We start from the raw sequence: 23,055 nt of genomic DNA, 5'->3' as shown, positions 1-23,055 counted from the left end.
GGTGGTTACATCAGGTTGTAGATAAATACTACAGCCACGGCCACCGGGGTAATGAACCGCACAGTGATCAGCCACAGGTTGAACATGCCCGGGGACAGCGCCAGTTCTTTCTCCATGGCCTCGCGCGACATCACCCAGCCTGCAAACAGGGCAACCAGCAAGCCGCCCAGGGGCAGCATGATGTTGGCAGTGAAGAAGTCCAGCAGGTCGAAAATGGTCTTGCCTTCCAGCACAGGCACAAAGCCCAGGGGTGCGAAGTCGGACCAGAGGTTCAGGGACAGAATCGAGGCGATACCCAGTCCCCAGCAGACAAAACCTGCGCCCAGTGTGCTGACGGTGCGGTTCATGCCTTTACGCTCCTCCAGCCATTCCACAATGGGCTCCAGCAGTGAAATCCCCGATGTCCAGGCGGCGAAGATCAGCAATACGAAAAACAGGGTGCCGAACAGGGAGCCCATGGGCATCTGGCCGAAGGCCAGCGGCAGGGTCTGGAAGATCAGCCCCGGGCCAGCGCCTGGTTCAAGACCATTGGCGAAGACGATCGGGAAAATGGCCAGGCCTGCGAGCAGCGCCACACCGGTGTCGATGACCGACACAGTGATGGAGGTCTTGGCGATGGAAATATTCTTGGGCAGGTAGGAGCCGTAGGCCATCATCACCGCCATACCCAGGCTAAGGGTGAAGAATGCGTGGCCCAGCGCCACCAGGATCCCGGACGTTGTGAGCTTGGAAAAATCCGGCTGAAACAGGAACGCCGCAGCCTGGGCAAAGTGTCCGGTTGTCATCGCATAGCCCACAACAATCAACAGAAGCACGAACAGGGCCGGCATCAGGATGCTGACCGCCCGCTCAAGGCCCGAGCGAACACCCCGCACGACCACAACCATCACCAGCGCCATGAACAGCGTATGCCAGGCGAGCAGGGTGGTGGGATCGCTGAGAAGGCCGGAGAAGATAGCGCCGATGGCATCTGCCGACTGACCGGCAATCTGGCCGCTGGCGGTTGTACCCACGTAGGAAATCGCCCAACCGCCAATGACCGAATAGAACGAGAGAATCAGGAAACCCGCCAGAATGCCGATGGCACCGACCACCTTCCAGACCGGGTTGAGGCGGTCCCGTTCGGCAATCAGGCTCAGGCTCTTGACGGGGCTTCGACCACCGCGACGGCCGATCATGACTTCCGCCATCATGATCGGAATACCGACGACCGCGATGCACAGCAGATAAACCAGAACAAAGGCGCCGCCCCCGTTCTCACCGGTCACATAGGGGAATTTCCAGATATTACCCAGGCCTACGGCGGAGCCGGTGGCGGCAAGAATAAAGGCAAGGCGTGATGACCAGAGCCCGCGTTGGGCGTTTGAACCTTCAAGCGCTCCTGAATGGCTGGCGGAATCTGATGAAGTAACAGACATAACTATCTCCCGGAGTATTTGTTTTTGTATCAGGGTTTAAGAGGGAAGCTGCAGCTATCTGCAGCTTCCTGAGGGGTGCGCCGGTGTCAGCTCAGCCGGTGCGAGCCAACCGCTCGGGCGCCAGGCTGGCTCCGGCGGTGTGCTTTTTGAACCGTTCTTCGGCCAGTTCGTTGGCGATCTCCCCGGTGGGGCGCCCCGAGCGGTCGGAACGGTTGAAGATTTCGGTCAGGGTGTCGCCAATGGTCTCGACGTGGGCGCGAACCGTTTCCGGTGTGGCTCCGGTGCGCTCGTAGAACACATCGATGATGCCACCGGCGTTAATGGCAAAATCCGGTGCATAGAGAATGCCCCGGTCCCGCAGCATGGCATCGTGCTCCGGGTGTTCCAGCAGATTGTTGGCGGCGCCGGCGACAATGCGGGCCTGCAGTAGGGGAATGCTGTTGTCGTTCAATACCGCGCCCATGGCGCAGGGCGCAACCACGTCTACCGGCAGGGACAGAATGTCCTCGGCCGCTGCCGGTCTGGCCCCCAGCTGATCCACCGCCCGCTGCATATTGTCCTCGTGGATGTCATACACCCAGAGTTCAGCGCCGGCGTCCCTCAGGTGTCTGGCCAGCCGGAAGCCGACATTGCCGATGCCCTGGATGGCCACCTTCAACCCGTTCAGGTTTTCGCGGCCGAGTTTGTGTTTTACCGCTGCTTTCAGGCCGATAAAGGTGCCGTAGGCGGTTGCCGGTGATGGATCGCCGTTGCTGGGGTTGCCGTCGAATCCGGTGCGTGAGGCAATTCCGGCCACGTGGCGCGTATGCCGGCCCATTACCTTGAGGTCGGGGACGCTGGTGCCGGAATCTTCAGCCGCTATGTACTGGCCGCCCAGGCTCTCGAGATGGCGCCCCATGGCTTCCATCAGGGCTTCGGTTTTCTGTTTGCGTGGGTCACCGATAATCACCGATTTGCCGCCACCCAGATCCAGATTGGCCAGGGCGGATTTGTAGGTCATGCCCCGTGACAGTCGCAGGACATCGCGCAGGGCTTCTTCATCAGAGGCATAGGGAAACATCCGGCAGCCGCCCAGTGCAGGGCCGCGGGAGGTGTTATGGATAGCAACTATGGCCTTGAGACCGGTTTCGGGATCGCAGAAAAAGGACAGATGTTCGTGGTTATCGAACTCGGGATGGCTGAATAGCATTGTGAAATCCTCTCCCACTGGGCCGGATCTCGGCATGAGCGGGTATCTTGTTCTTGTCGACCGGCTTGTGGCCGGCGTTCCGATTTCAGGTGTCCGATATTTCCATCGGGATTTCCGATGGAGATGCCCTTTTGGGGCTGGACGAAAAACAAACTAGCCGCAATTGACGTTAACGTCAACATGCAAAAGTGAACGATTAGAAACAGGCGGCATATGCTGTCCCGGCTTATCGTAAAACGGTTCCAGCAATCATGGGGTTACCGGCTCTGGTTAAATTATAATCAACGCAGGGTGTCTTTCTCAGATTTGCTCAGAGGAGGTGAATCATGAAACGGCTCTTTTATCTTGTGGACTCCATCGACAGTCTCGAGGAAATCTCACAAGACCTGCACGAACGCGGGATCACAGACTGGCGTTTTCACATTGTCAGCAAGGATGAAGCCGGCCTGTATACCCACCGACTGCATTCAGCGAGTGTGCTGGACAGGACCGATCTGCCAAGGTTTGTTGAACGCGGTATGATCATTGGCGCACTTTTCACGCTGTTTTTCGTCGTACCCCTGGCAACCTGGGGAGGTCTTGGGTGGCCACTCGCAGCCTATGTGGCCATGGGTGCGTTCGCCATCATTGCAGGCGGCTGGCTCGGGGGCTTTGGCGGCATTGGTACCGAGAACTACCGAATCCGCAAATACCACAGTGACATTGAGGCTGGCCGTCATCTGGTCATGGTTGACGTGCCACGGCCCGACTTACAACAGATGAAGCGCCTGATGGCCCGGAATCATCCGGAAGCAGAATTGCAGGGCGAGGGCAGCAGTTTCAACAATCCGTTTGCAGCAGGAGACGGACGCATACACCTCGTCCATTAGTCTCAGATTTGGTGGTTTCTTCGGGAACTACCTATACGCGTATTGGGGAAACTGGCCTAGTTTCCCCTGATGTCTGTCGCTTCCTATTCTTATCAGCTTCAGCCGGCCCGGGTGCGGGTGGAGTTCTTCCGGCTACTTCCCATCTCATTGTTTGTGGTGGCGTTTGGCGCTGCCTTCGGTTTGGCAGCTACCCAGAAAGGCCTTGAACCGCTCCAGGCTGTGCTGATGAGTGCCACGGTCTTTGCCGGGGCGTCCCAGTTTGCAGCCGTCGACATGTGGGGCGCCGAAGTATCTGTCCTCCCGATGATTGCTGTGGTCTTTGCCATTAACTCCCGCCATCTGCTCATGGGCGCTTCGCTTTACCCGATGCTGAGGGATGTCTCGCCAGGCAAGCGTTACGGTCTCTTGTTGCTGCTGACAGACGCCAACTGGGCTGTCTCTGCCCAGGAATACCAGAGTGGCCGGCGTAACCTGGAGGTGATCCTCGGTGGTGGCCTGGCGCTGTGGCTGGCCTGGATTATCGGCACCGGCCTGGGTGTCTACTTTGGTGGGTTGCTACAGAATCCCAAAGCCCTCGGGCTGGACATGGTCCTCGGCTGCTTCCTGCTGGCAATGGCGTTGGGTGGGAAAAAGTCCCCAAGGGTACTTGTAGCCTGGGCCGTTGCGGCGTTGGCCTCATTGGCGGCCTGGCGATGGCTACCACCCAACACCCATGTGGTGGTCGGTGCCCTGGCGGGCGGCGCGATTGGCTTCTTCTGGCTTGAACGCAAGCAAGCTGCAGGTGTGGAGGGAAGCGACCATGACCGTTGAAACCACCACGGCCGGCATTCTGTTCCTGATTGCGGTCATGACGGCCGTCACACTGGTGACTCGCTTCGGTGGGGCGTTCGTTATGTCGTTCGTGAAGATCAATCCGCGGATTGAGAGCTTCATCAATACCATGGCCAGCTCAGTCCTGGTTGCCATTATCGTGCCCATGGCGGTGACTGGTGACGCCGGAGCCCTGGCGGCCCTGATTACGACTGCCGTTACCATGCTGGTATTACGCAAGCCTCTGCCGGCCATTGCAGCCGGCATTGCTGCCGCCGGAATCGTTCGGTACCTGGCCTGACCTCTCGAATCTGAAGTGCTTAAAAACTGCTCAAGTCTGGCGTCTCCCGGCCGATACACCTGTGTAGTGATTACAGGTACCCAAAGCCATGATTTCCTCCAGCCAGATTTCGCTTTTCCAGGACAGTTCCCGCCAGGTATCGGCTTTCGACAGCACCCAACTGCGCATTAGCCGACAAGCGCCGGCTGCGCCCCAGGCCAACGCGAATGCAGTGGGCTCAGAGCTGACACTTATGCGCCAGGCCGCCTACCGTTACAGCAGCCAGGAGCAACTCGCTTTCAGCGGCAGCAGTACGGTAACCGGCAACGGTCAGCAGAGCGTGTTCACCAGTGCCCAGCTCGCCGAGAAAACCTCGGAGCTGTTTCTGATGGGCCAACAGGCGCTGAGTGTGAGCCGTGCGGCTCTGGGCGGTGATGCCGGCGTCGAGGGTCGCGGCAGCCTCTCAGTTTCAGCCGGGCGCTACATGTTCTACTCCGAGAGCGAATCCAGAAGCTTTGCCTCCACCGGCACCATAAGCCTCGAAAACGGCGAAACCATTGATTTCACACTTTCCCTGCGACAGTCCCAGTCCCGGACCTACGAGTACTCGGAGCTGGTCCAGATCCAGGAGCGGCCGCTCACCGATCCTCTGGTGATCAACTTCGGCAATGCCACCGCGCGCCTGACCGACACGCTGTTCGAGTTCGATCTGAACGGTGATGGAGAAACCGGCCAGTTTGCCACCCTGGGCAGCGGCAGCGGCTACCTGGTGCTGGACCGCAATGGCAACGGCAAGGTGGACGATGGCACTGAACTTTTCGGTCCCCGGAGCGGTTCCGGTTTCGGCGAGCTGGCCAGGTTCGATGACGACGGCAACCGCTGGATCGATGCCAATGATGAGATCTTCGCGTCGCTGTCCGTTTGGGTGCAAACCGCGGATGGCTCGCAGGCTCTCAAATCCCTTGGCGAGGTCGGGGTTCAAGCCCTATACGTGGACAATGTGGAAGACCGCTTCACCCTCGCCAACAGCCAGGGTGTACCCCTCGGCCAGATCAAGAGTTCCGGCATTTACCTGACCACCGACGGCGAGGTCCGCACCCTGGAGGAAATGGACCTCGCGGAGCAGAACACCGCCGACGCGCCGGCTGCGGAGACTGTGCTGAGTAGCGATCGTGGTTCGCCGGATCGGGGTGGTAACGGCCTTGTCGAGGCGCGGGTGGAGGCGATCCGCTCGGCGCTTGAGAAGCTCAACGAAATCCGCGAGAAGCAGAAGGCGTTTATCGAAGAGTCGAAAGAATCCGGCAAGCCCGAGTCGCCGATCGTGGATTACCTGAAGCTGATCGACAAGATGCGTTTGGAAATGCTGAATAGCCAGGACGAAAAGAAGCAGGCGGCGAGCCGGTATCTGGAGTTTGCCAGCTTGTAGCGATCGACTCCGAGGCAGGGCCGGTCGGGGGCAAGGCTCCCAAAAATGTGCGGAGCCAGGGATGGCGGAGCCAAGCGTACACGGACGTATTCACAGCGTTTTTTGGGAGCCTTGCCCCCGGCCGGACCGTCTGTTTACTCCATGGAGGGCTTGGGCATCGGATTGGGGTTTCTTAGCGCTAATTCGCCGATGCCCGGCAATTTGACCCCCAAAGCCAGCGGATTGATACCGAAGGAAAGGCCCAGAAGATTCAACTCCAGGCCTTCCCGAATACCCGCTAGTACACCAAAGTACCCGCCCAACGAGAACTGATAGCCAGTGCCACCCGGAACCTCTGCTATCACTCGGTCGCCGAGGAAGTCCTTACCAATGGCATGGTTGGGCAAGGCAACATCCAGCCCCGGAACGTCCCGTATTACCCAGGCCACGAAGGTATTGCTGTTCGGGCCGGGCCAGGCTTCATATTCGGTCGGGTAGGGGTAGGATTCCACCGCCTGGTAGATGTCGGGAATAAGCTTTTCGGCCTCTTCACCGCGGATGTCGGCATAGAGTTCCGGTTTCGCTCCGTACCAGTGCCTGTCCGGCTCACCCGGGCGGGAATTGACCACGTAGCTGCGCCATCCGGTTACCTCATGAACACGATAGTGGCTGGCGCCTTTTTCCTTGGTGGCTATCCAGGTATGGACGGCAAAGTAACCCCGCCAACTCCAGGCCCGGGCGCCATACACCTGAACGATGGCTTCCTCGGCCTGCTCTGGCAAAGGCGCAATCCGGGCACTCTCCCGGGTTGCTGTTTGCCAGCTCTCAGCCCCCTGCAGGCTTCCGCTCGTGGCAAGCAGGATCGGGCCGGACAGCAGCAGGAGTACGGCACCGACCAACCAGCCGGTGTATTTCAGAAATCGTTTCATGAACCCAGTCCCAAGCGTGAGGATATCCGGGACCCTTTGGCCGTAGAAAGTTCCGGATCACTACATTGATTGTAGCGAACAGATACGTCACCCGTTAGTTGGCGGATGAGGACGGCGCTGGGCCTTGGTTTGCCGGCATCAGGCTTCTCTTCTAGGCTCAAAGATACAAGCTGCAAGTTTCAGGAGGGTTTTATGTCTGACCATCACGTGTACAAAAAAGTCGAAATTGTCGGTTCTTCAAAGAAAAGCATTGAAGATGCAATCGAGAACGCGCTTGAGGAGTGTGGAAAAAGTGTCCGCAACATGGAGTGGTTTGAGGTAACCGAAACCCGCGGCCATATCGTCGACGGCAAGGTAGGCCATTACCAGGTTGTGATGAAAGTCGGGTTTCGTATCGCTAACAGCTGAATAACCGAGTTTTAGCTGCTTCGAATTGCCCGGTGCCGGATGGACGAAGCCAGCTGGTTCATTAGTTCCCGGGCCTCGCCCTCATGCAGACTGTGGCATTTGTCCTGCAGTACCCGGCGGTCGTGGTTGGATGAAGCGCTGGAGACGTCTTTGAGCAGATCCAGATACTGGCAGGCCGCCAGGTGTGCCTTGATCTCGGCATCGATGAGCCGGGTCACCAGTTCTTCGACGGATTCGGTACAGAAGGGACGGCTCCTGTTTAATAGATTGCGTGCCTCCAGGGCTGCATTGCGGGCTTCCAGCCTCAGTTCACCCGCGGCTTCGCCCGCTTCAACCGCCCTGAGGAACATGCCCAGGCGTTCGTGGAGATGCCAAACCTGGGGCCAGATCTTGCTGTAGGCTTCCACTTCTGTGTGGTAGAGGGCTTCCTCGACCGACGAGCCCGTCCCGCCGTTACCCGCCTCACCGGGACGGTTGAATTGCGCGACCCGAATGTCGTCAACTTCTCGCCAGAGGGTGTCGGAGCGCTCGCGCAGTGCTGCCATCTGATCCTGGTGGCGGCGCCGTGCTCCCGAGCCGAGAAACAGCGCGATAAGCGCAAACACCATGGCTCCCGCAGCCAGCAGCAGCGGGAGGCTGCCTGCCGATATCATGTTCCATAATGGGTCTGTATCCATAGTCTCTGACCCCCGCGCAATTCCTGTATGGTAATTCAGTATAGAAGCTAATCCTGCTCTTGCTGACGGAAGGGCAGAACGGATTTGGCGTCTTCGAAATAACCGAGCACGTGTTCCGCTTCTTCGTGGGTGAAGTTCTCGATGGCCTCGCGGAAGCCGGGGTGCCGAATTCCATGCCATGAATGGGTAATTACCGGCTCAAAGCCACGTACCAGTTTGTGTTCACCCTGGGCGCCGGCGTCGATATGGCTCAGCCCCAGGTCCATAGCCAGTTCGATGCCCTGGTAATAACAGGTTTCGAAGTGCAGGTGGTTGTATTCGTCCAGGCACCCCCAGTAGCGCCCATAGAGGGTGGTTTTGCCCGCCAGAAACAGGGCTCCGGCAATCATTTCGTCTTCGTGCTCGGCGATGACCAGGTGCACATGCTCGGGTAACTGCTCCAGAAGCAGTTCAAAGAAGCGCCTGTTCAGGTAAGGCCGCTGGCCCCGTTTCAGGTAGGTGGCCCGGTAAAATACGTAGAAGGCAGACAGCACATGTTCCGGAATGCCCCGGCCGTGGAAGCGGGTAAAGGAAATGCCCTGTTCGGCAACCTGGCGGCGCTCCTTGCGTATGGACTTTCGCTTGCGGGAAGTCAGCGCTGCCAGAAAACCATCGAAGTTCCCGTAATCGTGATTGTGCCAGTGGAACTGGCATCCGATCCGGTGCAACTCCCGGTCTTGGTGGAGCAGTTTCTGGTCCTCGCTGTCGGGGAACAGAAGGTGCCAGGAGTGGGCGCCCAGTTTGTCGGTCAGCGTGTCCAGAAGGTCATGAATCTGTTCTGGTGTCAGTTGTTCTCGCAGGCCCGGATCCAGCAGCAACCGGGGGCCGGCAGAGGGCGTAAACGGGATGGCGATCAACAGCTTCGGGTAATAGGCAAGGCCATGTCGCTGGTAGGCATCGGCCCAGGCCCAGTCAAAAACGTATTCACCCATGGAGTGGCTTTTCAGGTAAGCCGGTGCCAGGCCGACGATTCTGCCATCCGACTTGAACACCAGGTGTTTCGGAGACCAGCCTGTGGCTGCCGATGTGCATCCGGACTCTTCCAGAGCCTGGAAGAACTCGTAGCGAAGAAAAGGGTTGGTGCATCCTGCCAGTCGCTCCCACTCTCGTGCGGGAATGTCATTGATACTGGAACAGGTTTCCAGGGAAAAAGTCGCTGGTCCGGATTCTGGCATGGTGCGGGAAAACTCCTTTGTGTACCCGATACCATACGTCAGAACACAGGTTCTGATCATCCTTCATCACGCTCTAAAGCCCGGGATACGCCTGTGTAAAGGTTCTGCAAAGTGGGAAAGGCTGAATCAGCGACTTGCCTCGAGCGTGTTAGACTTCAGGCAGCAACGGTGGCCGGCACGACAGGTGGAGAGGCAAGATGCAGAACAGGGTGTTACTGGTCGAAGACGATGATGAACTGCGGGAACTGCTTGCCCGTTACCTGACCAATCAGGGTTTCACCGTCCGCGAGGCAGCAAACGGGCGGGACGGATTGGCTCTGGCGCTTGGCCAGGACTGCGATATCGTCGTGCTCGACATTATGCTGCCGGACATCAGCGGCCTTGAGGTTTTGCGGGAATTGAGGGCAGAGACTCATCTGCCGGTTGTGCTGCTGACGGCCCGGGGCGATGAAACCGACAGGATCGTGGGCTTTGAAGTCGGTGCCGATGACTATATTCCCAAGCCCTGCAACCCACGGGAACTGGTGGCTCGCCTGCAGGCACTGTTGCGACGGATTGCCTGGGACCAGAAAACCGAAGTCAATGCTGCCCGGACCTATGGTGACCTGAGGGTCGAGCCCGGTCATCGCCGGATATACCAGAACGATGTTGTCATGGAGCTGACGGCCACCGAATACGAAGTTCTGCAAGTGCTTCTCGCGCACGCAGGCAGCGTGGTCCGCAAAACCGATCTCATGCAGTGGGCCCTTGGCCGCCGGCTGGAGGCATACGACCGCACCCTTGATATGCACATCAGTAACCTTCGCAAGAAGCTGGGGAACGACGATCCGCCCCGTATCGAAACCGTTCGCGGGCTGGGTTACAGCTATCGGGTGCCTGAATGAAGCAGCGGCCCATGTTCCCCCTGTTCTGGCGGATCTTCCTCTCGATCTGGCTGGCCATGGCGGTCACCGTGGTGGCCAGCAATCTGGCAACCAGAATGCTTCTCGACCGGGAACGGGAGGCGATCGAGCGGCAGGCAGGTCTCAGGGATCTGGCCGAAGAGGCGATCGCAATCCGTGAGTCCGGTGATCGAGGTGCTGCCTGGCGCTTTCTGCGGGATGAGGGCGAGCGCCTTGAACTGTTTCTGGTGCTGCTCGAACAGGATGAGAACGATGGCAAGCTGCCTTCGTTCATTCGCGACCGCATGAAATCCGGCTGGTATCCGCAGAAACCGGCGGTTCTGGACGTTGGCAGCGGTTACAGGTTGGTGGCCTGGCCCCGGGTGCAGGGCGCTGGCTGGCTCAACCCCAGGTTCTTCCGGGCTATAGAGTTCGGGCTGGCCTTGCTGATGATTTCCCTGGCGTGCTGGTGGATCGCCCGCCTGGTATCAAGGCCGCTGCGGCATATGGAGAGCACGGCCCGGGCGATTGCGGGCGGGGATAACTCTCTCAGGGTCAGCGAAAAGATCGCACAACGCAGGGATGAGGTGGGGCAGTTGGCGACCGCCTTCAATGCCATGACAGAGCAGCTGTGCAGCCTTCTGGATCGTCAGAAATACCTGCTCCGGGATATTTCCCACGATCTCCGAACGCCGCTCACCCGCCAGCGTATCGCCATTGAACTGGCGAACGAGTCCGGCGCTGATGAGGAGCTGATGGCCAGTATCCTGCGCCAGAACGAGCGGCTTGAAACCATGACCGGACAGATCCTGACCCTGTACCGGGTGACTGACGCTGGCGGTGATATTGAGCGGGAACCCCTGAGGCCCGTGCACGTAATCAACCAGGTGCTCCAGGATGCTGCAGACTACGCCGAACACCAGGGTGTGGACTGCAAGCTGGTTGTGTCACAGGAAAGCGCACGAGTATCCGTTCTCGGCGACGAGGGCCTTCTACAGCGAGCCATCGACAATATCCTGCAAAATGCCCTTGATCATACGCCGCCGGGCAGGGCCGTCCATCTGGGTGTGACGGTCTCAGGTGGCTGGCTCAGTCTGGCGGTGGATGACGAAGGGCCGGGCGTCCCGCCGGAGCTTATGGATCAGCTTTTCGAGCCGTTTTTCAGGGCCGATAAGTCCCGCGGAGGCAAAGGCTGGGGACTGGGGCTGGCTATTGCCAGGGACATCGTTGCTGCCCACGATGGTTCAATAGCAGCAGAGGCCGGTGAGCGTGGTGGCTTAAGGGTGACGGTTCGTCTGCCGGTGTTTTTCGGGGGCGGCTGATTCGGGCTCCGAATCGGAGGGTTTCAGTTTCTCTGCCCCTGAAAAGTCGATACCCTCCTGCAACTCGTCCTCGTCAAAGCGGATTCCGCAGGCTGCTTTGCGAATTTTTGCGGGTTTGGCAGTGCCCGGGTTGTTGTACTCGCCGTCAGAGGCCATAGGTCGTTGTCCATGAAAAAAGATTACCCCGTTCCCGCAGGATACCTTGAGCGTGAAACGGAAGTGAAGAAAAGCCGGTTCATTGCTCGGGTGGCCCCGGTGGGTTCCCGGGAGGAAGTAAAGGAGTGGCTGGAGCAGGCGCATCAGGATCATCCGGACGCCCGTCATATCTGCTGGGCCTACCAGATCGGCCGCCCCGGTTCTGCCGCCGAGGCCGCCATGAACGACGATGGCGAACCCTCCGGAACGGCAGGCAAGCCGATTCTGAATGTGATTCAGCACAAGGATATGGGTGATGTCCTGGTGATGGTGATCCGGTACTTTGGCGGTATCAAGCTGGGTGCCGGCGGACTGGTGCGGGCCTATGCCGGGGCAGCAGAGAGTGTTCTGTCAGCGGTTGACCGCGTGGTGCAGAAACCCATGACGGATGTGCTGGTTTCCCTCTCCTTTGCCGATGAACAGCCCCTGCGCCATTGGTGTGAGGTTAACGGTGCATCGGTGGAGTCTGTCGATTATGGGGCATCCGTTCGTGCGCGGGTACTGGTTCCGGAGGACTGCCAGGCAGAGTTCGGGGCTTTCTGCGATGCCCATAAGCTGGATTACAGTTTTGAAAGATGATGGATCCAGGGGGCATCGTCACACGTCTGCTACGCGTATACTGTTTAAAGAGCGTTCTTCTGAATTGAGGGCAGAAATCATGATGCGTTTTCTGATGTTGGCGGTTGTTACATTGGCCATGACCGGTTGCGCCAGCAATGTGGTGACCGACTATAACTCGTCTGTGGTTTTTGGAAATTATTCATCCTGGGCGTTTGCCAGTGGTAACGGCTCGTCATCCTTTACCTCGCTCGACGGCACTCGGGTGCGCAGTGCCGTTGAGCGAGAGCTGAATCGCAAAGCGCTGAAACAGGTCCCTGAGGCAGAGGCCGACTTGCTGGTGAGCTGGCAGATCGTGCCCGAGGAGCGTCTTGAGCAGACGGGACTGGGACTGGGTTTTGGTTTCGGCAGCGGTAACTTCGGCTGGGCCCTGTCCGCACCGCCCCCGGTGCGTGAAATTGAAGAGGGAAAATTGGTTGTAGAGCTGGCAGACAGCAAGTCGAAAGAAGTTGTCTGGCGGGCCGCCAGCCGTCGCTATCTGAATGAAAACCAGTCACCCGAGACCCGCAGGGAACTGATTGACGAGGTCGTGGCTGAAATGTTTACCAAGTACCCTCCCGGTCTTGATTGAAAGGCCGGGCAAGACCGGAATAGCACGGAGACGGAATGAAGAAGCGATCTGAGGGCGGTCTGGTTTTTTCGACCGAGCAGGGGCGTATGTGCCCGGATTGTCGCAACCCGGTGAATGAATGCACCTGCACTGCGCCATCACGGCCCGCCGGAGACGGTATCGTAAGGGTGAGCCGGGAAACCAAAGGTCGTAAAGGCAAGGGTGTCACCCTGATTACCGGCATCCCGCTGGATGACAAAGAACTCAAAGCCTATGCCAAGGTGTTGAAAGCGAAATGCGGCACCGGAGGCACGGTAAAAGACGGCGTGGTCGAAATCCAGGGCGACCAGAGAGATCTTCTGATTCCATTGCTGGAACAGAAGGGGTGGACGGTCAAGCGCGCTGGTGGCTAATGGTATAACACGCAATTCCCCCTTGCTCACGTTACAATAGAGCCCTCGAACAACGAATCCCGAGTTTTACATCAACCGGAATCTGGCCGGAAATCCCCGGGGTATATCCCTGGGGATGGCAGGATCCGTTCGACCGGAGGCAAGCATGCATATACTGGTTTTGGGCGCAGGCGTTGTGGGCATTACCACGGCCTGGTATCTGCAAAAGCAGGGACACCAGGTCACCGTGGTTGATCGCCAGAATCAGGCCGGCCTGGAAACCAGTTATGCCAATGGTGGTCAGATCTCGGTATCCCATGCCGAGCCCTGGGCCAATCCATCAGCCCCCCTGAAAGTGTTGAAATGGCTGACCAGACCGGACGCGCCGTTACTGTTCCGGCCAAAGCTGGATCCGGACCAGTGGCGCTGGGCGCTTTCTTTCCTGGGACAATGCACGTCGGCCAGGGCCGCTCACAATATCCGCCAGATAGTGAACCTTGGCACCTACAGCCGAAGCCAGTTGCAGGCTCTGCGTAAGGAAGCCGGCATAGAGTACGACCACCTCGAGAAGGGGATCCTGCATTTCTACACCAATCCCGCCGAGTTTGATGGCGCCATGGCGCCTACCCGGATCATGCAGGATCTGGGTTGTGACCGGCAGGTTATTGATGCCGATCGCGCGGTTGAACTCGAGCCGGCACTCAAGCCGATCCGCAATCGGATCGCTGGGGCAACCTACACCTCTGAAGACGAATCCGGTGATGCGCGGTTGTTCACACAGAATCTGGCCACCCGTTGCGCGGAAGCCGGGGTGGAGTTCCGCTACGGCACAGAAATTCTGAGTTTTGAGCGCGCCGGAGAGCGGGTGCTTGGGGTCCAGACTCTCCGTGAAGGCCATCATGAGACGCTCCGAGCGGATGCCTATGTACTTAGTATGGGCAGCTTCAGTGCGGCTCTGGCCCGGCAGCTGGGTATTTTCCTCAACATATACCCGGCCAAGGGCTATTCGATTACCGTGCCGGTGAAAAACGAGGAGGCGGCGTTCAAGGTCAGCCTGACCGACGATGAGTACAAGCTGGTTTACTCACGCCTTGGGGACCGCATGCGAGTTGCAGGTACGGCGGAGCTTAGTGGCTACAGCCGAAAACTGAATTACACCCGTTGCCGAGCCATCGTCCGCAGGACGGCGGAAGTCATGCCCGAAGCGGGCTACTGGGACCAGGCGGAATTCTGGACCGGTCTGCGGCCTGCGACCCCCTCCAATGTGCCTTACATCGGAAAAAGCCACTTTGCCAACCTGTATCTGAATACCGGGCACGGTACCCTGGGCTGGACCCATTCCTGTGGCTCTGCCGCGGCACTCGCGGACATCATTGACGGCCGCACGCCGGACGTGGATTTTACCTTCTCCGGGTTATAAAACCGAAAAGGGGCCAGATGAAAGCCTTCATCTGACCCCGGTTTCCAGCGTTCGGACGGTTTACTGCAACTGATCCCGAATCAGCTTTTTGTTGATCTTGCCAACGCTGGTCTTGGGAATATCCTCCACGAAATCAATATGCTCGGGGATCGCCCATTTATTGATCTCGCCGCTTTCCACGAATTGCTTCAGGTGGTTCTGGATATCCCCGGCACTGGCTTGCTCACCAGGTTTCAGAGTCACCAGCGCGTGCGGCCGTTCGCCCCATTTTTCATCGGGTACGCCAACCACGGCAGCGCCGGCGACGGCCGGATGCTGGCTGATCAGGTTTTCCAGGTCCAGTGACGACAGCCACTCACCGCCGGTCTTGATCACGTCCTTGATGCGATCCTTGATGGTGATGGTGTTGTCCGGCTCCATGGAAGCCACGTCGCCGGTGTGAAGCCAGCCTCCTTCCCAGAGCTGTTCGCCTTTCTCGGGTTCCTTGAAGTAACCCTGGGTCAGCCAGGGTGCGCGGGCCACGATTTCGCCCTTGGCCTCGCCATCATGTGGAACCGGGTTACCGTCGGGGTCGACGATTTCCAGCTCAACCATGGGCGTTGCAATACCGGTTTTCACACGGATTGCCGTTTGCTGCTCAAGAGGCAGCTCCAGATCTTCGGGCTTGAGGTGTGAAGCGCAGAGCAGCGGGCAGGTCTCAGACATACCGTACGCGGTGTACATCTTGATGCCGAGCTTGGCCCCGGCATCGCAGAGCCCTTTTGTGAGTGCGCTGCCGCCGATCAGCACGTGCCAGTTGCTCAGATCGGCTGTCTTGATGGATTCGGTGGCCATCATCATCTGCATGATGGTGGGCACGCAGTGGGAGAAGGTCACTTTGTGTTCCTTGAGCAGATCGACCAGCAGCTCCGGCTCATAGCGGCCGGGGTACACCTGTTTGATGCCCATCATGGTGGCGGCATAAGGCACACCCCAGGCATGCACATGGAACATGGGGGTCACCGGCATGTACACCGACGAGGAGCGCATCAGAGGCATCTCATCGAATGACGCCACGGTGCCTGTCATGGCCAGCGTGTGCAGTACCAACTGGCGGTGACTGAAGTAAACGCCCTTCGGATTACCTGTGGTACCCGTGGTATAGAAGGTGGTTGCCACGCTGTTTTCGTCGAAATCCGGGAAGTCGAACTGATCATTGGCCTTGGCCAGAAGGCTCTCGTACTCGCCGATGGTTTCAACAGGAGCCTGTTTCGCGGCCTCGCTGTCGGTGAGCTGAATCCAGGTCTTGACCGTTTTGATCTCGCCCTTGACCGCCTCAATGATCGGGAGGAAGTCATCGTGCACCAGAACAACATCGTCCTCGGCATGGTTCATGGTGTAAACAATCTGGTCCGGAGACAACCGGATATTGACCGTGTGCAGAATGGCACCAATCATTGGAATGGCAAAGAAACACTCCAGGTAGCGTGGGGTATCCCAGTCCATTACCGCAACGGTATCGCCCGGTTTTACACCGGCATCGGTCAACGCGTTTGCCAGGCGGTGGATGCGCTCGACCAGATCGGTGTAGGTGTACTTGCTGCGGTTGGAGTAGACAATTTCCTGGTCAGGATTGTACCTGGGGCCTGAGAGCAGGAGTCGTTTGATCAGCAGCGGGTACTCATAGGCGTTTTCAGCCGGGGGTAGAATGCGGGTCTGTGCCATTGCTTGTTTCCTCTTTCCCAGTTGTTGGTGTTATCGCGAGAAACAGGAATAAATCTGACACAGTTTGGCTGAAACAGGAACCGGTAATAGTGAAAAAATGCAGAGCGAACGGTGGCTTAGATGCAAATTCCGTTTCGCTCTGCGGACGCGCCTTTTAGGGCTTCAGTCTTACTCGTAGGTGCAGAGGTAAGCGGTGTCGATGTCGGTCTTTGCCTTGAAGCTGGCCTGGCCCGCGACGTCAAAGCTTTCGCCAGCACCATAGGTCATCCACTCTTCCATGCCGGGGAGCAAGACAGTGAGGGCGCCGCTGATGACGGTCATGGTTTCTTTCTTGCTGGTGCCGAACTCATACTCGCCCGGGCTGATAACTCCGACCGTAGCAGGCAGAGTGGACGTCTGGAAGGCGATGGATTTTGCCTTGCCGTCGAAATATTCATTTACTTTCAGCATGTGCTGGGCTCCTGGAATAAGTTTGGAGGCCTACTATACGGGAATTTCGTGCACTTCCAATGACAAATCATCAGTCTGAGGCGTTCTCGTCCCTGGACGAAACTGCTCGCTCTGTTTTGTTCTCAAGCCCGCTACTGAGCTTGTGACTGTCTGGATCGTACCGCTCACGCAGTTCGTCTTTGGTTGTACCGCTCCAGAGCGTTATACCGGTGAAATAGCCGGCTCTGCCGATGACATGAGCAGCAATCGGCGCCGTTAACAGAATAAACACGATGAAGGCGATTGCCCGGGCGGCCACAGCGCTGTCGGAAAAATGCAGTGCCACTCCGGCCATCGTCAATATTGCGCCCATTGCTCCTGCTTTGGTGGAAGCATGCATGCGGGTTGGCAGATCAGGCAGCCTCACGATGCCGATGGCCGCAAGCACCATGAACGAAGCGCCTGCCAGCAAAAGTATAGAAACGAAGATTTCACTCATCCTTGACGCCTCCCCGTTCCAGGAATCTGGCGAACCCGATGGCGGCGAGGAAAGCCGTGAGGGATATTACGATAGCCACATCGAGAAAACTGGAGACGCCGGTATCAATGGCATGAACCCCGACGTAGCCAACCACCACGGATGCAATCAGTTCCAGTGCGACGACCCGGTCGGCCAGGGATGGGCCGCGGGTTAACCGGATGAAGGCAAAGAGCAATGCCAGGGACAGCATGAGATAAACGATGTTAATGGCGATTCCAAGCATGGCGGCCCCCTAGCGCATAACCTTCAGGATTCGGTGCTCCAGTTCCTTCAGGTCATTTCTGAGTTGCTCCTCGTCCTGAAGAAACATGGCATGGATAAATAACACCCGTCGATCATCGGAAACATCCAGGCTTAGCGTGCCGGGAGTCAGGGAGATGACACTACTGACAAACATGATCTCCATATCGGTACTTGCCTCGAGTGGAAACGCGATAACACCCGGCTTCATATGCCAAACCGGTGTGGCGACGTCGTAAGCAACGCGCAAGTTCGATTTCACCAGTTCCTTCAGGAAAAAGGCCAGGAAGGCGACCAATCGCGGAATCCTACGGGAGTAGCCCTTCAAAGCAGGAACCTGGTTTTGCAGAACCATGAGCGCAACGTAGCCAAAACAGAAACCGGCCAGCAGGTTCATGGCAGTGACGCTGCCACTGAGAACCACCCAGGCGATTGCGAGCAGCACGTTCCAGAACAGACCGATCATTTCGACTGCCCTCCCAGAACAGCTTCTATGTACAGTTGCGGGTTCATCAACTGGTCTGCAGCGGTTTCGGCCAGGGCGTAAATGGGCTGCCCATAAAGGCCGATAATCAGCGTGCATGCGGCGAGCCCGACTACAGGCACATAATAGGCCCAGTTGTTTCTGTCCTTTACCTCGCCATTGAGCCTGCTCGCATCCGTTATATGATCTGGCAGTTTTTTCCAGAAAACCTCCGCCCAGATCTTGATCATTGAATACAGGGTCAACAAGCCAACCAGCAGGGCGATCGCCGAGACCACATACTCACTGGCTTCCAGGCTGGCACGAACCACAATGAATTTGGCGAAAAAGCCGGACAAAGGGGGAATGCCGGCGAGCGATAATGCAGGAATCAAAAACAACAGAGCGAGGTAAGGGCGCTGACGGTAAACGCCGCCCAGGTCTTTCAGCTCGTAGCTACCCAGCAGACGGTAGGTGATGCCGCTCACCAGGAACAGGTTCGTCTTCACAATGATGTGGTGCATGATATAGAACACCCCGCCTATTAGCGCCAGAGGCGTGAATAGCGCAAGCCCAAGAAGCATATAGCCGATCTGGCTGACGATATGGAAAGACAGGATACGCCGGAATTCGAACTGCGCCGCGGCCCCGAGCACGCCCGTTAACATCGTGAAGGCGGCGGCCCAAAGCAGTATGGTATGAGTGTACGCGACATCCTGCGTAAAAATCAGCGTAAACACCCGGTACAGAGCGTATACACCGACCTTGGTAAGCAAACCCGCGAACAGCGCCGAAACGGCGACCTGGGGAGTGTGATAGGACGCAGGAAGCCAGAAAAACAGCGGGAACGCAGCGGCCTTGATGCCGAACGACACCATGAACAGCAGGGAGACAACGGTAACCATGCCGGGGTCGTCAACGCTGTTTACCTTCTGAGCGATGTCCGCCATGTTCAGGGTGCCCACCATGCCGTACAACAAGCCCACGGCAGAAAGAAAGATGGCCGACGAAAACAGGTTCAGGGTCACGTACTTGATGGCGCCTTCCATCTGGGCGCGCTCCCCACCCAGGGTCAGAAGGGCAAACGATGCGAGCAGCATCACCTCGAACCAGACGAACAGGTTGAATATATCGCCAGTCAGGAAGGCCCCGGCCACGCCTGCAAGCAGCAGGTGCATCAGGGGGTAATAACCGAATTTCTCATGACCTTTCGGCGTTGAGGCCAGCGAATAGATCGCGATGGCAAGGCCGATAATGCCGGTTAGCACAATCATGATGGCGCCGAGAACGTCGGACACCAGCACGATGCTGAAGGGCGCTGGCCAACTGCCCATTTCCACCACCAGGAAGCCGTGCGCGATGGTTGAGCGTAGAAGCCAGATGCCGGCCGCGAGCAAGAGCCCGGTGGCAATAACTGCAAGGACCCGCTGGAGCTTGATGGAGCGCCAGAACGCCAGGGACAGAGCTCCGGCTGTCAGGGGTATCAGGATCGGGAGAACGAGTTCCGGGTTCAAGTATCCGTATCCTTCATCTTGTCCAGGTCATCGGTTCCGACCACCTCGTAGGCACGACGGATCAGAACCACGGCGAACGCCAGGACGCTGAAAGCAATCACAATGGCGGTGAGGATAAGGGCCTGTGGCAGTGGATCAGCTACTGATCCGGCTATTTCGCTCGCCCCCTCGGGAATCAGCGGAGGCGCGCCCCGGGTCAAACCCGCGACGACGAAAATCAGAAGGTTGGCCGCGTTGCTCAGAATAATCAGGCCAATGACGAGTTTGACGATAGAGCGGCGCAGCATCATGTATATGCTGGCTGTAAAAAGCAGCCCAACGACGTAGGCCATCAAGGTTTCCATAACTGAGCTACCTCCCTGTCAATGAATGCACGGTTCATTCGTCCGACTCCATCAGGCTGATCACGAAGGTCATCAGCGTGCCCAGAACCGCCAAGTAGACGCCAATGTCGAAAATCAGAACGGTTGATAGTTTCAGATAGCCGTCACCGGGGAGCGGAACCTCCCACCAGAGTGCTGTAAGCATGGCTTGGCCCGTCCAGAAGGCAGGGATGGTTGAGGCGAGACCGAAAAGCAATCCGGCTGCAAGAATATCCCGCGGGCTGACACGCAGTAGCTTGCGTGTTGACTCTGCCCCAAAGGCGAAGGCATAGAGCACAAAAGCGCTGGCCGCCACCAGCCCGCCAATGAATCCGCCGCCGGGTTCGTCGTGTCCCCGCAGGAGCAGGAAAACCGAAAACATCAATTGCAGCGGCATGATGGCCAGAGCCGCGGTGTGGAGTATGAGCGTGTTCGTCTTCATGCCTTGTGCTGGTCCTCCGCCCGGAGTTTGACCATCGAGTAGACACCCATAGCGGCAAGGCCCAGAACAAAGATCTCTCCCAGGGTGTCCAGTTGGCGGAAGTCCACCAGAATTACGTTGACGATGTTCTTGCCAAAGGCAAGGCCGTAACTGTTTTCAATGTAATAACTGGAAATGCTGTCGAAGTACTGGATGTCCAGTGCCGCAAGCATCAGCAGGGTCATGATCGCGCCCGCAAAGACTGCGACCGTCAGGTCCCTGTAACGTTCCCAGGGCGATGACAGGTTGACGAATGGCGGCAGTTTAAAGAGCACCAGCACCAGCAATATGACGGTGAGAGTCTCCACCAGCAGCTGGGTGATCCCAAGGTCCGGGGCGCTGAAGTGGATGAAGATCAGGGCCACCCCGAAACCGAGCACACCGACCGAGGCCACGGAGCCCAGCCGGGACCGGGTGACACTGGCAAAAACGGTTGCCGCGACGATAAGAAGAGCGATGCCAAACTCATAGAAGTAGCCATTGCTGAAATCGAAATCGAGTTGGAAACCGTGCCGGGTAAAGAGTGTGTAGCCGGTCAGACCGAAGGTCACAAGCACAAGGATTAGCAGGTAAACACCGAGTACTCCGTTCTGCAACACACGTGTTTGCCAGCTTGCGATCTGAGTAATCCCGAGCATGAATCGGAAATACCCCGCCTCGGGGCCAACGCGCCCGCCAGCTGTGTTGACCGCATGAAGTGTCGGATGCAGTCGCTGCCAGGCTACGAAAAGCAGTGAGCCTGCCAGCAGACTGATGCCAGACAGTATCAACGGGACATTCACTCCGTGCCACAGGGCCAGAGCGGTCTGTACGCCGCTGCCATAGACTGAGGATACGGCCGCATCCAGCACGAGCGGTGCCGGCAAAAACGGCGCCACGCCAAGAATCAGGGCCAGCAGGGTCAATACTGCCGGGCCAATCAGCATGGCGAAGGGTGCATCGTGGGGCTGTCTCGGGGTCGTGCGAGCGGGACCGAAAAACGGCTTCAGGAAAACCAGTCCCGCCACGGCCACAACCAGGATCGAAGAGGCGACAGCGGCTGCCAGCAATCCCCAGGACCACGCGGGCGAATTGAGAACCGACTCAAACATCAGTTCCTTGGCCACGAAGCCAAAGAGTGGGGGAAGTCCTGCCAGAGACAGTGCGGCCATGCAGGTAATGAGTGCAGTCCTGGGCATGCTGCGCCGGAGACCGCCCATTTTCGTGATGTCTTTGGTGCCGGTTTCGTGGTCCAGGGCACCTGCGAGCATGAACAGCGCGCCCTTGTACAGGGAATGGGCCACCAGAACGCACACGAAGGCGATGATAGCCTTTTCCGTTCCAGCACCGATCAGCATGGTAAGGGTGCCCAAAGCCATAACCGTGGAGTACGCCAACACCTTCTTGATGCCGGTGCTGCTGAAGGCGAGGTAGGCGCCAGTGAACATGGTTGCAGCGCCAAAAAACATCAGGGAGTTGCTCCAGAGCGCATCCCCGTCCATGGAGGAATTCAGTCGCGCAAGCAGATAGACACCGGCCTTGACCATGGTCGCCGAGTGCAGATAGGCAGAAACGGGTGTGGGCGCAGCCATGGCATTGGGTAGCCAGAAATGAAAAGGGACCTGGGCGGACTTGGTGAAGGCTCCGACAAGTATGCAAACTGCCGCTGCGGTGTAGTAACCGTGTTCGTGAATCGCCAGATCGGATGCGAGTATTTCGGAAAACGAGTAGCTGCCGGTGATAAAGATCAGCAGAATCAGTCCGGCCATTAACACCAGGCCACCTCCCGCTGTAACGAACAGCCCTTGCAAGGCACATTTTCTGGCTTCCGCGTCCTCGTGGTTGAAGCCAATTAACATGTAGGAGGTGATGCTGGTCAGTTCCCAGAATACGAAGAAAGTAATGAGGTTGTCGGACAGCACCAAACCGAGCATCGACGCCATGAACGACAGCATGACGACGTAGAAGCGAGCGAGGTCTTTATGGCCTTTCAGGTAGGAGCCGGCATAGATCAGGATGAACGTGCCGATACCGCTGATGAGAAGAGCAAAGACCAGCGACAGGCCATCAACCATGAAATCAAGGGAGACGCCGAGGCCCGGCATCCACTGGTTCCGAATCAGGAGACTTTCACCGCCGCTGATCGCAGGGATCAGGCTGGCAAAATAGGCTGTGAGCAATGCGGGGAGCAGGGCCAGCACCCAGCCGATGTGTCTGCCTGCCACGCGATAGAGCGCTGGGACCGCCACCGCCAGCAAAAATCCCGAAAGAACAGCCAGTAACATCATGCAAGGGTGCTCCTTTACGACCCAAGTTAAAACGTCCTGCGGTTAACGGTGTTTTTCTAAAACCAGTATTTAATACGACTCCTTGGTGAAAAAGGTTCTTAAAAAATAGTCGGTAGACTCATTGGTCCCAGGGTTGGCCTCGAGAATTTTCTGTCGTCTTAACCTTTAGATGCATGGCTGATTTTGCCAGGAAGTTGGCACTTATGGGGGCAGTCATAAACAGAAAGGCCGTAATCAGGAATTCCTCAATGCCGATGCCCTGTCCAACTGTACTGAAGTAGATCACCGAGCTGATCACGATGGCACCTACTCCGACCGTGGTGGCCTTGGTGGGCCCATGCAGGCGGGTAAAAAAGTCCGGGAGGCGAGCAAGTCCAATGGCGCCTATCAGGGTGAACGCACCCCCGATCAACAGCAAAAGGGCGATGGCGTATTCAGCGTATGGGTTCATCTGATCTGTCCTCCCAAAAACAGGGT

At 57.8% G+C, this 23,055-nt stretch carries 26 protein-coding genes; 11 read left to right on the top strand and 15 right to left on the bottom strand.

Annotation, left to right across the window (positions count from 1 at the left end; genetic code table 11):
• Positions 1-5: 5 nt before the first annotated feature.
• Positions 6-1,418, bottom strand: a complete 1,413-nt coding sequence (locus A8B84_RS04100) for a sodium-dependent transporter (RefSeq protein WP_064228246.1) — start codon at positions 1,416-1,418, stop codon at positions 6-8.
• A gap of 91 nt (positions 1,419-1,509) precedes the next feature.
• Positions 1,510-2,607: a Glu/Leu/Phe/Val family dehydrogenase gene (locus A8B84_RS04095; RefSeq protein WP_064228247.1), complete on the bottom strand. Its 1,098-nt coding sequence runs from the start codon at positions 2,605-2,607 to the stop codon at positions 1,510-1,512.
• 326 nt (positions 2,608-2,933) lie between these two features.
• On the opposite strand from A8B84_RS04095, the gene A8B84_RS04090 reads away from it, so the two are divergent.
• The 4 genes from A8B84_RS04090 to A8B84_RS04075 all read left to right on the top strand — a co-directional run bounded on the left by A8B84_RS04090 (position 2,934) and on the right by A8B84_RS04075 (position 5,992).
• Entirely contained in the window at positions 2,934-3,476 is a 543-nt protein-coding gene (locus tag A8B84_RS04090; RefSeq protein ID WP_064228248.1) for a hypothetical protein, read from the top strand.
• Between the two features lie 69 nt (positions 3,477-3,545).
• The gene (locus A8B84_RS04085) at positions 3,546-4,286 is read left to right on the top strand and encodes an AzlC family ABC transporter permease (RefSeq protein WP_064228249.1); all 741 of its coding nucleotides are present in this window, start codon (positions 3,546-3,548) and stop codon (positions 4,284-4,286) included.
• Positions 4,276-4,587: an AzlD family protein gene (locus A8B84_RS04080; protein ID WP_064228250.1), complete on the top strand. Its 312-nt coding sequence runs from the start codon at positions 4,276-4,278 to the stop codon at positions 4,585-4,587. Before A8B84_RS04085 ends, A8B84_RS04080 begins: the two co-directional genes overlap by 11 nt.
• Positions 4,588-4,675: 88 nt before the next feature.
• The gene (locus A8B84_RS04075) at positions 4,676-5,992 is read left to right on the top strand and encodes a hypothetical protein (RefSeq protein ID WP_064228251.1); all 1,317 of its coding nucleotides are present in this window, start codon (positions 4,676-4,678) and stop codon (positions 5,990-5,992) included.
• Between the two features lie 134 nt (positions 5,993-6,126).
• Here the strand turns inward: A8B84_RS04075 and A8B84_RS04070 are convergent, their stop codons facing one another.
• Entirely contained in the window at positions 6,127-6,900 is a 774-nt protein-coding gene (locus A8B84_RS04070) for a DUF3750 domain-containing protein (protein ID WP_064228252.1), read from the bottom strand.
• Between the two features lie 192 nt (positions 6,901-7,092).
• On the opposite strand from A8B84_RS04070, the gene A8B84_RS04065 reads away from it, so the two are divergent.
• Positions 7,093-7,308, top strand: coding sequence for a dodecin (locus A8B84_RS04065; RefSeq protein ID WP_008173934.1), 216 nt, complete (start codon positions 7,093-7,095; stop codon positions 7,306-7,308).
• 11 nt (positions 7,309-7,319) lie between these two features.
• Here A8B84_RS04065 and A8B84_RS04060 read toward each other — a convergent pair whose 3' ends face one another.
• Positions 7,320-7,985, bottom strand: coding sequence for a hypothetical protein (locus A8B84_RS04060; RefSeq protein WP_064228253.1), 666 nt, complete (start codon positions 7,983-7,985; stop codon positions 7,320-7,322).
• Positions 7,986-8,032: 47 nt separating this feature from the next.
• The gene (locus A8B84_RS04055) at positions 8,033-9,199 is read right to left on the bottom strand and encodes a GNAT family N-acetyltransferase (RefSeq protein ID WP_064228287.1); all 1,167 of its coding nucleotides are present in this window, start codon (positions 9,197-9,199) and stop codon (positions 8,033-8,035) included.
• A 197-nt stretch (positions 9,200-9,396) separates the two neighbouring features.
• Here A8B84_RS04055 and A8B84_RS04050 point away from each other — a divergent pair, with 197 nt between their 5' ends.
• The 6 genes from A8B84_RS04050 to A8B84_RS04020 all read left to right on the top strand — a co-directional run bounded on the left by A8B84_RS04050 (position 9,397) and on the right by A8B84_RS04020 (position 14,577).
• Positions 9,397-10,083 carry a response regulator transcription factor gene (locus A8B84_RS04050; RefSeq protein WP_064228254.1) on the top strand — a complete coding sequence of 229 codons (687 nt, stop codon included), beginning with the start codon at positions 9,397-9,399 and terminating at the stop codon, positions 10,081-10,083.
• A complete protein-coding gene (locus A8B84_RS04045; protein WP_064228255.1) occupies positions 10,080-11,402 on the top strand; it encodes a sensor histidine kinase in 1,323 nt (440 codons plus the stop codon). Before A8B84_RS04050 ends, A8B84_RS04045 begins: the two co-directional genes overlap by 4 nt.
• 168 nt (positions 11,403-11,570) lie before the next feature.
• Positions 11,571-12,176, top strand: a complete 606-nt coding sequence (locus tag A8B84_RS04035; RefSeq protein ID WP_064228256.1) for a YigZ family protein — start codon at positions 11,571-11,573, stop codon at positions 12,174-12,176.
• Between the two features lie 82 nt (positions 12,177-12,258).
• Complete coding sequence (locus tag A8B84_RS04030; RefSeq protein WP_201257856.1) at positions 12,259-12,786, top strand: DUF4136 domain-containing protein; 528 nt, start codon at positions 12,259-12,261, stop codon at positions 12,784-12,786.
• 35 nt (positions 12,787-12,821) lie between these two features.
• Positions 12,822-13,178: a translation initiation factor Sui1 gene (locus tag A8B84_RS04025; RefSeq protein WP_064228258.1), complete on the top strand. Its 357-nt coding sequence runs from the start codon at positions 12,822-12,824 to the stop codon at positions 13,176-13,178.
• 145 nt (positions 13,179-13,323) lie between these two features.
• Positions 13,324-14,577, top strand: coding sequence for a D-amino acid dehydrogenase (locus A8B84_RS04020; protein WP_064228259.1), 1,254 nt, complete (start codon positions 13,324-13,326; stop codon positions 14,575-14,577).
• A gap of 60 nt (positions 14,578-14,637) precedes the next feature.
• Here A8B84_RS04020 and A8B84_RS04015 read toward each other — a convergent pair whose 3' ends face one another.
• The 10 genes from A8B84_RS04015 to A8B84_RS03970 form a co-directional block, all read right to left on the bottom strand.
• A complete protein-coding gene (locus A8B84_RS04015) occupies positions 14,638-16,281 on the bottom strand; it encodes a fatty acid--CoA ligase (protein ID WP_064228260.1) in 1,644 nt (547 codons plus the stop codon).
• Positions 16,282-16,449: 168 nt separating this feature from the next.
• Positions 16,450-16,731 (bottom strand): pyrimidine/purine nucleoside phosphorylase, encoded by a 282-nt coding sequence (locus A8B84_RS04010; protein WP_064228261.1) that lies wholly within the window; start codon positions 16,729-16,731, stop codon positions 16,450-16,452.
• A gap of 70 nt (positions 16,732-16,801) precedes the next feature.
• Positions 16,802-17,209 (bottom strand): monovalent cation/H(+) antiporter subunit G, encoded by a 408-nt coding sequence (mnhG, locus tag A8B84_RS04005; protein WP_064228262.1) that lies wholly within the window; start codon positions 17,207-17,209, stop codon positions 16,802-16,804.
• Positions 17,202-17,474 carry a monovalent cation/H+ antiporter complex subunit F gene (locus A8B84_RS04000; RefSeq protein WP_014577875.1) on the bottom strand — a complete coding sequence of 91 codons (273 nt, stop codon included), beginning with the start codon at positions 17,472-17,474 and terminating at the stop codon, positions 17,202-17,204. Before A8B84_RS04000 ends, mnhG begins: the two co-directional genes overlap by 8 nt.
• Positions 17,475-17,483: 9 nt before the next feature.
• Positions 17,484-17,957: a Na+/H+ antiporter subunit E gene (locus tag A8B84_RS03995; protein WP_064228263.1), complete on the bottom strand. Its 474-nt coding sequence runs from the start codon at positions 17,955-17,957 to the stop codon at positions 17,484-17,486.
• A complete protein-coding gene (locus A8B84_RS03990) occupies positions 17,954-19,468 on the bottom strand; it encodes a Na+/H+ antiporter subunit D (RefSeq protein ID WP_064228264.1) in 1,515 nt (504 codons plus the stop codon). The genes A8B84_RS03995 and A8B84_RS03990 overlap by 4 nt, the downstream gene beginning before the upstream one ends.
• On the bottom strand, positions 19,465-19,812 hold the full coding sequence (locus A8B84_RS03985; protein WP_064228265.1) for a Na+/H+ antiporter subunit C: 348 nt from the start codon (positions 19,810-19,812) through the stop codon (positions 19,465-19,467). Before A8B84_RS03985 ends, A8B84_RS03990 begins: the two co-directional genes overlap by 4 nt.
• A 34-nt stretch (positions 19,813-19,846) precedes the next feature.
• Entirely contained in the window at positions 19,847-20,272 is a 426-nt protein-coding gene (locus A8B84_RS03980; RefSeq protein WP_064228266.1) for a Na+/H+ antiporter subunit B, read from the bottom strand.
• Positions 20,269-22,578 carry a putative monovalent cation/H+ antiporter subunit A gene (locus tag A8B84_RS03975; protein WP_082905071.1) on the bottom strand — a complete coding sequence of 770 codons (2,310 nt, stop codon included), beginning with the start codon at positions 22,576-22,578 and terminating at the stop codon, positions 20,269-20,271. Before A8B84_RS03975 ends, A8B84_RS03980 begins: the two co-directional genes overlap by 4 nt.
• Before the next feature lie 118 nt (positions 22,579-22,696).
• Positions 22,697-23,029 carry a Na+/H+ antiporter subunit G gene (locus A8B84_RS03970; RefSeq protein WP_064228267.1) on the bottom strand — a complete coding sequence of 111 codons (333 nt, stop codon included), beginning with the start codon at positions 23,027-23,029 and terminating at the stop codon, positions 22,697-22,699.
• Positions 23,030-23,055: the final 26 nt, after the last annotated feature.

The organism is Marinobacter sp. EhC06, assembly GCF_001650915.1.
In the GTDB taxonomy this organism is placed as follows: domain Bacteria; phylum Pseudomonadota; class Gammaproteobacteria; order Pseudomonadales; family Oleiphilaceae; genus Marinobacter.
This window is presented reverse-complemented; position numbering and strand designations above follow the sequence as displayed.

Coding starts and splice junctions, on each gene's coding strand:
- A8B84_RS04100 (WP_064228246.1), bottom strand. CDS start 1,418: ATGTCTGTTACTTCATCAGATTCCGCCAGCCATTCAGGAGCGCTTGAA.
- A8B84_RS04095 (WP_064228247.1), bottom strand. CDS start 2,607: ATGCTATTCAGCCATCCCGAGTTCGATAACCACGAACATCTGTCCTTT.
- A8B84_RS04090 (WP_064228248.1), top strand. CDS start 2,934: ATGAAACGGCTCTTTTATCTTGTGGACTCCATCGACAGTCTCGAGGAA.
- A8B84_RS04085 (WP_064228249.1), top strand. CDS start 3,546: ATGTCTGTCGCTTCCTATTCTTATCAGCTTCAGCCGGCCCGGGTGCGG.
- A8B84_RS04080 (WP_064228250.1), top strand. CDS start 4,276: ATGACCGTTGAAACCACCACGGCCGGCATTCTGTTCCTGATTGCGGTC.
- A8B84_RS04075 (WP_064228251.1), top strand. CDS start 4,676: ATGATTTCCTCCAGCCAGATTTCGCTTTTCCAGGACAGTTCCCGCCAG.
- A8B84_RS04070 (WP_064228252.1), bottom strand. CDS start 6,900: ATGAAACGATTTCTGAAATACACCGGCTGGTTGGTCGGTGCCGTACTC.
- A8B84_RS04065 (WP_008173934.1), top strand. CDS start 7,093: ATGTCTGACCATCACGTGTACAAAAAAGTCGAAATTGTCGGTTCTTCA.
- A8B84_RS04060 (WP_064228253.1), bottom strand. CDS start 7,985: ATGGATACAGACCCATTATGGAACATGATATCGGCAGGCAGCCTCCCG.
- A8B84_RS04055 (WP_064228287.1), bottom strand. CDS start 9,199: ATGCCAGAATCCGGACCAGCGACTTTTTCCCTGGAAACCTGTTCCAGT.
- A8B84_RS04050 (WP_064228254.1), top strand. CDS start 9,397: ATGCAGAACAGGGTGTTACTGGTCGAAGACGATGATGAACTGCGGGAA.
- A8B84_RS04045 (WP_064228255.1), top strand. CDS start 10,080: ATGAAGCAGCGGCCCATGTTCCCCCTGTTCTGGCGGATCTTCCTCTCG.
- A8B84_RS04035 (WP_064228256.1), top strand. CDS start 11,571: ATGAAAAAAGATTACCCCGTTCCCGCAGGATACCTTGAGCGTGAAACG.
- A8B84_RS04030 (WP_201257856.1), top strand. CDS start 12,259: ATGCGTTTTCTGATGTTGGCGGTTGTTACATTGGCCATGACCGGTTGC.
- A8B84_RS04025 (WP_064228258.1), top strand. CDS start 12,822: ATGAAGAAGCGATCTGAGGGCGGTCTGGTTTTTTCGACCGAGCAGGGG.
- A8B84_RS04020 (WP_064228259.1), top strand. CDS start 13,324: ATGCATATACTGGTTTTGGGCGCAGGCGTTGTGGGCATTACCACGGCC.
- A8B84_RS04015 (WP_064228260.1), bottom strand. CDS start 16,281: ATGGCACAGACCCGCATTCTACCCCCGGCTGAAAACGCCTATGAGTAC.
- A8B84_RS04010 (WP_064228261.1), bottom strand. CDS start 16,731: ATGCTGAAAGTAAATGAATATTTCGACGGCAAGGCAAAATCCATCGCC.
- mnhG (WP_064228262.1), bottom strand. CDS start 17,209: ATGAGTGAAATCTTCGTTTCTATACTTTTGCTGGCAGGCGCTTCGTTC.
- A8B84_RS04000 (WP_014577875.1), bottom strand. CDS start 17,474: ATGCTTGGAATCGCCATTAACATCGTTTATCTCATGCTGTCCCTGGCA.
- A8B84_RS03995 (WP_064228263.1), bottom strand. CDS start 17,957: ATGATCGGTCTGTTCTGGAACGTGCTGCTCGCAATCGCCTGGGTGGTT.
- A8B84_RS03985 (WP_064228265.1), bottom strand. CDS start 19,812: ATGGAAACCTTGATGGCCTACGTCGTTGGGCTGCTTTTTACAGCCAGC.
- A8B84_RS03980 (WP_064228266.1), bottom strand. CDS start 20,272: ATGAAGACGAACACGCTCATACTCCACACCGCGGCTCTGGCCATCATG.
- A8B84_RS03975 (WP_082905071.1), bottom strand. CDS start 22,578: ATGATGTTACTGGCTGTTCTTTCGGGATTTTTGCTGGCGGTGGCGGTC.
- A8B84_RS03970 (WP_064228267.1), bottom strand. CDS start 23,029: ATGAACCCATACGCTGAATACGCCATCGCCCTTTTGCTGTTGATCGGG.